This is a genomic window from Streptomyces sp. NPDC001843 (genome assembly GCF_042891955.1).
Taxonomy (GTDB): Bacteria; Actinomycetota; Actinomycetes; order Streptomycetales; family Streptomycetaceae; genus Streptomyces.
Window position 1 is genome coordinate 19,410 of the sequence record NZ_JBIATQ010000030.1, and the last position, 8,972, is coordinate 28,381.

Below are 8,972 nucleotides of genomic sequence, written 5' to 3' on the forward strand. Positions count from 1 at the left end.
AGTTTTGCTTCCCCTCCGTGCGCCGACTTGGTGATCCGTGTTCATGCCGTCTGGACGGCGTGGGTGTCCGCGATGGGAGCGTCGGCGTCGTCGATGTGGTGGAAGGTCGGGTGGGGGTGCATGAGGAACTCGTGGTGGGAGATGTTCCATGCGTAGGCGCCCGCCATCGCGAAGGCGATCCGGTCGCCCACCCGCAGCCGGTCGACCATGGCGCGGCGGGCCAGAACGTCCTTGGGCGTGCATAGTTGCCCGACCAGGGTAACCGGCTCATCGCGGGCCTCGGGTCGGGTCCAGGGCTGGTGCCAGGAGTCGTCGGGGACGACCTCGAAGGGCTGGTCGTGCTGTTTCGCGGCGGGTGTGCGCAGGTGGTGTGTGCCTCCGCGCAGGACGGCGAACGCTTCGCCGCGGCTGAACTTGATGTCCAGGACCTGGGTGACGTACCAGCCGCAGTAGGCGGTGACCGATCGGCCCGGTTCGATCCTCAGCGTCAGGTCGGGGTGGCGCTCCAGTGTCCGGCGCAGTCCGATGCCGAAGGCCGGCCAGTCGAAGACGTCGCGGGGGTCGGCGTAGTCGACGCCCATACCGCCTCCTATGTTGACCTCGGTCAGGGGGATTCCTCGTTGGTGCGCCCAGCGGTCTGCCCAGCTCATGATCTGGTCGACGAGAGCCAGGTGAGCGCGCGCGTCGAGGCCGCTGGCCAGGTGGGCGTGGAGCCCGTGCAACCGGATACGCCCGTCGGCGGCGATGATGTCCAGGCACCGGCCCAGCTGGGAGGGGTCCAGGCCGAAGGGGCTGGGCCCGCCGCCCATGGCCAGCGCGACCGGCCGGATCGTCACGGGTACGTTGACGCGCAGGAGGACGTCGGCGATGCGGTCGCCCAGCACGGTCGTCAGGGTGCGCAGTTCGTGTTCGCTTTCGATGTGGAGGCGTTCCACCCCGGCGTCCAGGGCCTGGGTCAGTTCGGCCGGGGTCTTGCCAGGGCCGCCGAAGGCGATCGGCGCGCCGGGAAAGAGTCCGCGGACATGGCGGATCTCGCCGCCGGAGGCCACCTCGAACCCGTCGACGTGCTCGGCTAGGACCTGCAGCACGCGGGGGTCGGAGTTGGCCTTCGCGGCATACAGCAACTGAACGCGCTGCGGCAGCGCGGCCCGGATGGTGCGAACGTGTTCGCGCAGACCAGGCAGGTCGTATACGTAGGCGGGCAGGTCGTCGGTCAATTGGTGGACGTGGTGCAGCAGGGTGGCTCTCACAGGGCGGCCTCGTGGGGGAAGTCCGCGCCGAGCGGACTGGTCAACGGAACGTAGGTGGCGTGCCGGTCTGCCTGGCGGGCCCAGCGCAGAAGGAGGTTGGCCTTGGCCGGCAGCGGCACCCCGTGGAGCAGAGCGCGCAGCCGTGGCGGTTCATCGGCAGTGCGGGCGTAGGCGTCGAGGTGGTCACGGACCAGGCCCCACAAGGCGGGCTCCAGTGCCGGCTGGAGGTCGGCGAGGGCGCCGAGCATTTCGGCGACGTGGTTGACCAGCAGGCAGTACGCGACCCGGTTCCAGCCGCGTTCGGCGTCGTAGGCGAGGGGCCCGCTGACTTCTTCGGGTAGAGCGGCGAGGGCGCGCCGGTGGTGGCGGGGCAGGAGTTTGGTGCCCTCCAGGTCGCGGAACAGCATCTGTGCGGGCATGCCGTCGGCGTTCACACCGACGATGACGTTCTGCAGGTGGGGTTCCAGGACGACACCATGTTCGAAGTAGGCGGCCAGCACTGGCGGCAGCAGCAGCCGCAGATACTCCTCCCACCAGGCCACGACGTCTCCGTGGCCACGAGCGAGCAGGTGGGAGACGTGGGCTGCGCTGGTGGGGTACTCGTCCGCGACCGCGGCGGCGAGCAGGGGTGTGACGCCGGGACGCAGGTGAGGGCGCAGGCCGGAGCGGACGATGACGCCGAAACCCTCCAGCAGGGCGGTGTCGTCGTCGACGGCGAGTGTGCGGTAGCCCGGCTCGGCAAGCAGCGTGCATCCGGGAAAACGGTCGGCGATCCGGGCCATGACGGGCTGGACCAGCTGGTTCAGGGCGACGGCACCGGACAGTTCGTAACGGGCGTGTTTGCGGACGCAGTTGGTAAGGCGGACGTTCAGGCTGAACTTCAGGAAGGTGTCCGCGTCCGGCTGGTACAGGGTGCGCACGGATGCGGTCGGCACCCACTCCGGCCCGCTCAGGCCGGTGTCCACGACTTCACCGGTATCCATCGCCGCGCGCAGACGGGGGTGGTCACTCAGGAGCCGGAACTGCCAGGGGTGCACCGGCAGCGTCACGAAGTCCGGGTCCGTCCCCGGGCACAGCGCGTCGAGTTCCCTCAGGTCACCCTCCTCCCCCACCAGGTGGCGGTGCACGACCAGATGGCGAAGCCGGAAGCGGGCGCCGGTTTCCGGCCCGTAGGCCAGCCAGTCCGCTGGGTCCCCGGTGCGGGCTTTGGGTGTGGGGTGGAAACGGTGGCCGAATACGAGGGCCTGTTCCGAAGCGAGATAGAGGTCCGTGTGCGGCGTTGCGTCGGCCCGGTGCTCCAGGGCGGTGCGCATGGTCTCGCGGCTGTCGCGGACCTGGTCCAGGAATTCGTCGTTGGTCGTACCGGTGCGCTGCTCCAGTTCGTTCTGGACATGGTCGGCCATTTCCTGCCAGCCGATGGTGACCCAGCCGTCGCTGTCGAGCCGCTCGGCCGGCCCCTGGAAACGGTGGGCGCCGATCAGCGAGGCCCTGCGCAGTCGGGTGCGCAACAGCAGGCCACGTCGGGGCAGGCGCAGCAGGAGGTGGTCCTGGTCCACGGTCACCTGGTGCTCAGGAGCGGAGATTTCGCGGATCAGGCAGTTGAGCAGTGTGTGAGCGGTGACGATGTCGGCCGTCTGCGCGGAGCGGTCGGTTGCGGTGGCGGCGGTGACGGTCGTGGTTGTGTCGTCGGGGGCAGTGGTGGAGGTGGTCATGCGGTGGCTCCAGTACGTCCGAAGTCGTGTGTCGGTCCTCGGCCGGCCGTCGTGCGGCCATGGAAGGACCGGTGGGACCGGTCGCCGTGGCCGCACCCGGGGCTGCGGGGGGGGTCAGCGGTACTGCGCGAGAGGATTGGGGACGGGAGTCCACTGCGCCGTGCCGGTGTCCTCGGCCAGCCGCATGGCGATGGTGGCCTTCAGCGGCAGGGTGTCGCCGAAGAAAGCTGCCGCGTCCCCGTCGTCGGGCAGATCGCCGTACACGTGGCGGCCGGCCTCGGCCACCGCCTCCCACAGCGTCCCGGGATCAGCGGCCCCCGTGCGGGCGAGGACGTCGACCAGTTCGCTGAAGACGCCGCTGAGCAGTCCGCCGAACAGTTTGGTGCGCAGCGCGTCCAGGTCGTCGCCTGCGCGGGTGCCTTCCAGCGGCGGTAGCGTGAACCCGCAGGCGGCCAGTCGGCAGGGACTGATCCGTACCCCGTCCAGGTCCCGGTACAGCACCCGCACCGGCCGTCCGTTTCGTAGCACCACCAGGGTGTTCTGGCCGTGGGCCTCCAGGGCCACCCCCATGGACAGCAGTGTGAGCGCGGGAGGCAGCACGAGCGCGGCGAAGTCCGCCAGCCAGCGCACAGGATCACCTGCCACGACGGCGGCGCCGGTGGCGTGCACCGCGGTCAGCGGAACGGCGATCTCGCCGTCGTGGAGGTGGCACTCGGTGGACTCTCTGACCATCGCGGCCAGGCTCGCGGACGCCTGGCCGCCCACCCGTACCGCGCCGCCGCCCAGCTCGCGCAGGACTCGCAGGCTTCCGCCGAACCCGGCCTTGTCGACGACCGCGGAGACCAGCTCCGAGAGGGGCGGCCCGTCGGCGACCTCGACCGGTGAGATGGTGCGGCGGTAGTTGGTGACCTGTACGTCGAGTGCGGTCTTGATGTGGCAGCCCGCGAGACCGGCCAACGGCGCCAGTGTGCGCAGCGAGAGCAGCGGGCGGGCCGGGAGTGTGCGCCGCGTCGGAGTGAGTTCGCGGTGACGTACCAGCGCGTGGTCCCGCTGCCAGGGATGTACCGGGACCAGGAACGTGTCCCCGTCACGCAGTTCCGCGGGCCATGTGCCGGCTTTCTGCAGGCGGTCGGCCGGGACGGCGAGCAGCGCCAGATGGATCACCGGATGGTGTTCGGGCGCGTAGGCGAGTACGTCGGCGACGGACATGCCGGTGCGGGTGCGGCAGCACGGGTGCTGGGGGTGGCCGTCGATCACCGCCTGCTCCGCGTCGACCGAATCGCTCAGCGGAGGGGGTCCTCCGGCGTTCGCGGCGCGGGCCAGGGCAAGGTTGACGACACTGTTGTCGAGCTCCGCGGCGAGCCGGCTCGCCGCGGAGGTACGGGACTTCAGCTGAGCCAGCAGCTCTGCCGGGCCGCGGAGGGGCCCTTCGGGCCCCATGACGGTGAAGTCCTCGGGAATCCGGGCGAACCGCTGGGCACACGCGTCGGGAGCGGCGAGATGGCCACCGCTGTCCAGAGTGACCACCAGTGTCTCCGTCTCTCGCCGCCGGCCGGTCACTCCAGGAACCGGCTCCCGGGCGAGAGCGCCCCACAGCCGGCCAAGCACGGTGGCACGCGCGGCCGGGAGCGCGTCCGTGAAAGGCTCCACCAGATCCGGGCGAACCAGGCGCAGCTCTTCGACTGCGGCCTGAGAAGTCATCACCGTCCCGGAAGAACAGAAGGACCCGGTAGATTCGTATGCGTCTGAGGCTGTGTTTGGCATGCACTAGTCCATAAATTGTGTGGGGGGCCTTTCGCTCGGCGCGCCTGGGGCCCGCCCGCACATCGACACTACGCGGAAGCGTGTAAGCGAATTCCCAGCGCACGTACAGCGGAGCGCCGCGAGGAAGGGCACAGGCCGGGAGAACCGCACGAACTCCGGAATACTCCTGTCCCACGTTCGAATCAAGGTAACTATCGCTCCGCAGCAAAGAACGGACAGTGGAACAGCGCGGCTGTTCCATGAGGTCAAGCCCGGTGGGTGAGCGGCGCCTGGCTGGTCAGCAGCTCTTGGCCACACGCCATTCGACGCGACCGATATCCGGGGTTCTTAACTGTTTGCTGTACATCCGCTGTCGACACACTGGATGTCCGCGCACACTCCTGGCCTCCGACTGCGCCATCCGGTGGAATTCCAACGAGCCCATCGGGGACCTCACCTGCCCCTACGTCACAGGACCGACTCGAACAGGATCACCGACACGAGGGAATACACCGGCGTTTTCCCCGCACGATACGCATCCCGTTTGTGAGCCTGACGGTATGCACGTGTTGCTGATCGAGGACGACGACCGGGTGGCCGAACCGTTGATGGAAGGGCTGTGCCGCTTCGGGTTCACCGTGGAACATGCGCGGACGGGTGCCGACGGCCTGTCCGCCGGGGAACCGGAGATGGTGCTGCTGGACCTGGGACTGCCCGACATGGACGGCATCGACGTCTGCCGGGAGCTGCGCGCCCGTTCCGCCGTCCCGATCATCATGATCACTGCCCGGGACTCCGAAGTCGATCGCGTGCTCGGCCTGGAACTGGGCGCGGACGACTATCTGTCCAAGCCGTTCGGCACCCGGGAACTGGTGGCCCGGATCCGCGCCGTCACGCGCCGGACCCGCGCTCCATCCATCGACCCGGGAGGTCCCCTGACGGAGTCCAGCGGCCCGAACCGGGACGGTGTACCGGGCGCCCAGCGCATCGGACCCCTGACCATCGACCGCCGCACCCGTCAAGTGCACCTGCACCGGTCGCCCATCGCCCTGGCTCCCAGGGAGTTCGACCTCCTTGTCTGCCTCGCCGAGGATCCCGGAGCCGTCTTCTCCCGCCAGCAGATCCTCGACACCGCCTGGGAGCCGCACTACTTCGGTCCGACCAAGACGCTCGACGTCCACATCTCCGCCCTGCGCCGCAAACTCGGTGATCCCTCCTGGATCGAGAACATCCGCGGCATCGGATTCCGTCTCGTACCTCCGCCGGAAAGGGCCGGCGCCACCTCCCAGGTACCGCCCGAACAGCCCCGCACAGGTACTCGATGACCCGCCGCCTCCTGCTCAGCTACCTCAGCCTCATGGCGCTCGTCCTCCTCGCCCTCGAAGTGCCGTTCGGTTTCGTCTACGCCCGCAGCGAGCTGAACCGCTTCTCCCACACCGCGGAACTGGGCGCGGTAACGCTCGCCGCGGTGTGCGAGGAGAAACTCGAGCACGGACTGGCCTCCGACCTGCCCCAACTCGCCCGCAGCTACGCTCGACGCACCGGCAGCGGCGTGGTCGTCACCGACCGGAGGGGCATCGTCCTCACCGACACCACAACCCCCACCACCGTAGGAAGGAATTTCTCTTCCCAACCGGACATCGCCGCCGCCCTGAGCGACCGGCCCGCCACCGGCATCAGCCACAACCTCGCCCCGGGCGGCAAAGTCCTGTTCGCCACCGTGCCAGGCACCTCCAGCGACACAGTGCCCTGCGTCGTACGGACCCTGTACTCCCTTGACCCACTCGCCCAGAAAGTCCACGCCACCTGGACCGCGCTCGCCCTCGTCGGGCTGGGCGTGCTGGCCGTGGTCGCTCTCATCGGCTTCGCACTGGCCCGCTGGATCACCCGTCCCCTCCGGGCCCTGGATCACGCCACCAGGCAACTCGCCGACGGCCGCCTCACCGACCCTCCCGCCACCGACCGCGGGCCGCCGGAACTGCGACAGCTGGCCACCTCCTTCACCTGCACGGCAAGCCGGCTCCAGCACCTGCTCCGCGCCCAGGAAGCCTTCGCCTCCGAAGCGTCACACCAGCTGAAGACCCCGCTGACCTCGCTGCGCCTGCGCCTTGAGAACTTCGAACCCCATCTCGCCCCCTGCGCCCAGCACAGTCTGGACGAAGCGATCGGCGAAGTGGGACGGCTCAGCCGCATGGTGCAGGGGCTGCTCGCCCTGGCCCGGCTGGAGAACTCGGCGACCACACCGGAGGTCATCGACCTCGACGCCGTCGTAACCGACCGCGCGGCCATCTGGACCGCGTTCGCCGGTGAACAGCGGGTCGACATCACCGTGGCCGGAACCAGGGCCGGACCGGTGTGGGCAGTCCCGGGAGCACTCGAACAGATCATCGACAACCTGCTCTCCAACGCACTACGGGTTTCCCCTCCCGGCACCACCATCACCCTCGCAACCGCCCCGGCACCCACCGACAACGGCCGTACGCCCCCCATGGCCGAGCTGCACATTGTCGATCAAGGACCTGGCATGACCGAAACCGAACGGCAACGCGCCTTCGACCGGTTCTGGCGTGCCACAGACGCACACCACGACGGCACCGGCCTCGGCCTGTCCATGGTCCAGCGACTCACCCAGGCCAGCGGGGGCGACGTCACACTCGACGCCGCACCCCACGGCGGCCTCGACGCCCGTATCCGGCTCCGGCCCGCACGAGTCACCCGAACCCGAAAACATCCCGTCAGCCGCGCGGGCCCACCCCACCTCGCCCGTGCCGGGTCGGCCGACCAGGAACACGGGCAGGTGCGCCTCCTGGGCGATGGCGCGGGCAGCCGGGCCCGGACCGACAGTCCGTAGGCGACCGTCCTCACCTGGGGGTCTGCGCCGGTGGGCGGGCGATGGCGCGGCCCGGGCTCGACTCGCGGCTTGCGACGCTGCCGGTGGAGCAGCCGGGGCGACAGAGGCTCGTGGTCGCCTGCGCGGAAGGTCGCCGGTCGGTCAGGCACCGGCCGCCGTGACGACGGCGTCGGTGGCGAAACCGAGCAGGAGGCCCAGCAGGATGCACCAGGTCGTGAGGGTCTTCAGCCCGGTCCTGCGGGCGACGGCCAGCAGCTCGATGACCACGTAGAGGATCGAACCGGCGGCGAGGCCGAGGAAGGCGATCGACAGGGTGTCGTTGACCAGGTGCTGGCCCGCGAGCGTGCCGAGGAACGTGGGGCCGCCGCCGATCAGGCCGAGCCACAGCAGGGTGAGCCAGGAGGGCCGTTCGCCCTCGGCGGCCAGGGGGGCGACGATGCCGAAGCCCTCGGTGGCGTTGTGCAGACCGAACCCGATGATCAACAGGAGGGCGAGGGAGAGCTCGCCCTGGGCGGCGGAGTTGCCGATGGCCAGACCCTCGGCGAAATTGTGCAGGCCGATACCGGAGGCGATCATCAGGGCCAGTGAGCCCGCCTGACTGCGGGTCCTCGGCGCCAACTCGGCGGTGGCAGCGGCACCGGGTCCCGCGGGGCGAGAGGCGGCGGTCCGGCGGCGGCTGACCCATCCGTCGTAGTGCACGAGCCCGGCCAGCCCGATCGTCAGACCCGCGGCCAGGGTGCCACCTCCGGAAGCCACCGTCCCCCATGCGTGCTTGCTCAGCGCCTCGTCGACGGGTTCCCAGGCGTGGGTGAGGACGTCCCAGACGAGGAAGGTCAGGATGCCGATGGCCAGAGCGTTCAGGCCCGCCTTCAGGCGCGGTGTGGGCGTGCGCAGGCGACCGATGGGAAGGCCGAGGTAGATGGTGAAACCCGCGACGGCGCCGAGCAGGGCGATGTTCGCGCTGGACATGAGGGACTCCGGTCTTTCGTGCAAGGAAGCCCACCGAAATTAAGCCAGGCAAGGCTTACCTAACAAGTTACTTGACTCCTCCGCGGGGAGATTTGGCAAAACCATTACGGGCAGTGCGGCGTGCCGTAGATTCCCTCCCCGTGGCCTCCGCGCGCCGTTCGGCGCGCGGCCGAGCGTGTCGCACACCCGGGGTGTCCAGGCTCACTGCGTCACGTGGCGTTGCCGTCCCTGGACAGCGCAGCTTTCGACCAGCCCGACTCCACGACCCGCTGCAGCGGAGCGGTAGGGCAGGGCGTCAGGCGCAGCCAGTTGCAGAAGTTCAGCGGCGCGCAACATAGCGCACGATCGCCGGTTAGTACTGCAGCCGCAGTTACGGGGGTCGGTGGCCGCGGCGGCGGTAATGGCTGATCCGGGCTCGGTGTTGGTGGCGTCGCCGCCAGTGTGACC

General features: G+C 69.6%; 6 protein-coding genes. 2 read left to right on the top strand and 4 right to left on the bottom strand.

The window, feature by feature from the left end:
- Nucleotides 1–41: 41 nt before the first annotated feature.
- From ACFYZQ_RS39535 to ACFYZQ_RS39545, 3 genes are all read right to left on the bottom strand, one after another.
- Nucleotides 42–1,250: a type III PLP-dependent enzyme gene (locus ACFYZQ_RS39535; protein WP_389159041.1), complete on the bottom strand. Its 1,209-nt coding sequence runs from the start codon at nucleotides 1,248–1,250 to the stop codon at nucleotides 42–44.
- Nucleotides 1,247–2,962 (bottom strand): IucA/IucC family protein, encoded by a 1,716-nt coding sequence (locus ACFYZQ_RS39540; RefSeq protein ID WP_389159043.1) that lies wholly within the window; start codon nucleotides 2,960–2,962, stop codon nucleotides 1,247–1,249. Before ACFYZQ_RS39540 ends, ACFYZQ_RS39535 begins: the two co-directional genes overlap by 4 nt.
- 114 nt (nucleotides 2,963–3,076) lie before the next feature.
- Nucleotides 3,077–4,489: an IucA/IucC family protein gene (locus ACFYZQ_RS39545; RefSeq protein ID WP_389159045.1), complete on the bottom strand. Its 1,413-nt coding sequence runs from the start codon at nucleotides 4,487–4,489 to the stop codon at nucleotides 3,077–3,079.
- A 776-nt stretch (nucleotides 4,490–5,265) separates the two neighbouring features.
- Between ACFYZQ_RS39545 and ACFYZQ_RS39550 the strand changes: the two genes are divergently transcribed.
- Nucleotides 5,266–6,030, top strand: a complete 765-nt coding sequence (locus tag ACFYZQ_RS39550) for a response regulator transcription factor (RefSeq protein ID WP_389159047.1) — start codon at nucleotides 5,266–5,268, stop codon at nucleotides 6,028–6,030.
- Nucleotides 6,027–7,556 (top strand): sensor histidine kinase, encoded by a 1,530-nt coding sequence (locus tag ACFYZQ_RS39555; protein WP_389159048.1) that lies wholly within the window; start codon nucleotides 6,027–6,029, stop codon nucleotides 7,554–7,556. The genes ACFYZQ_RS39550 and ACFYZQ_RS39555 overlap by 4 nt, the downstream gene beginning before the upstream one ends.
- Before the next feature lie 141 nt (nucleotides 7,557–7,697).
- Here the strand turns inward: ACFYZQ_RS39555 and ACFYZQ_RS39560 are convergent, their stop codons facing one another.
- A complete protein-coding gene (locus ACFYZQ_RS39560; protein ID WP_389159050.1) occupies nucleotides 7,698–8,525 on the bottom strand; it encodes a ZIP family metal transporter in 828 nt (275 codons plus the stop codon).
- Nucleotides 8,526–8,972: the final 447 nt, after the last annotated feature.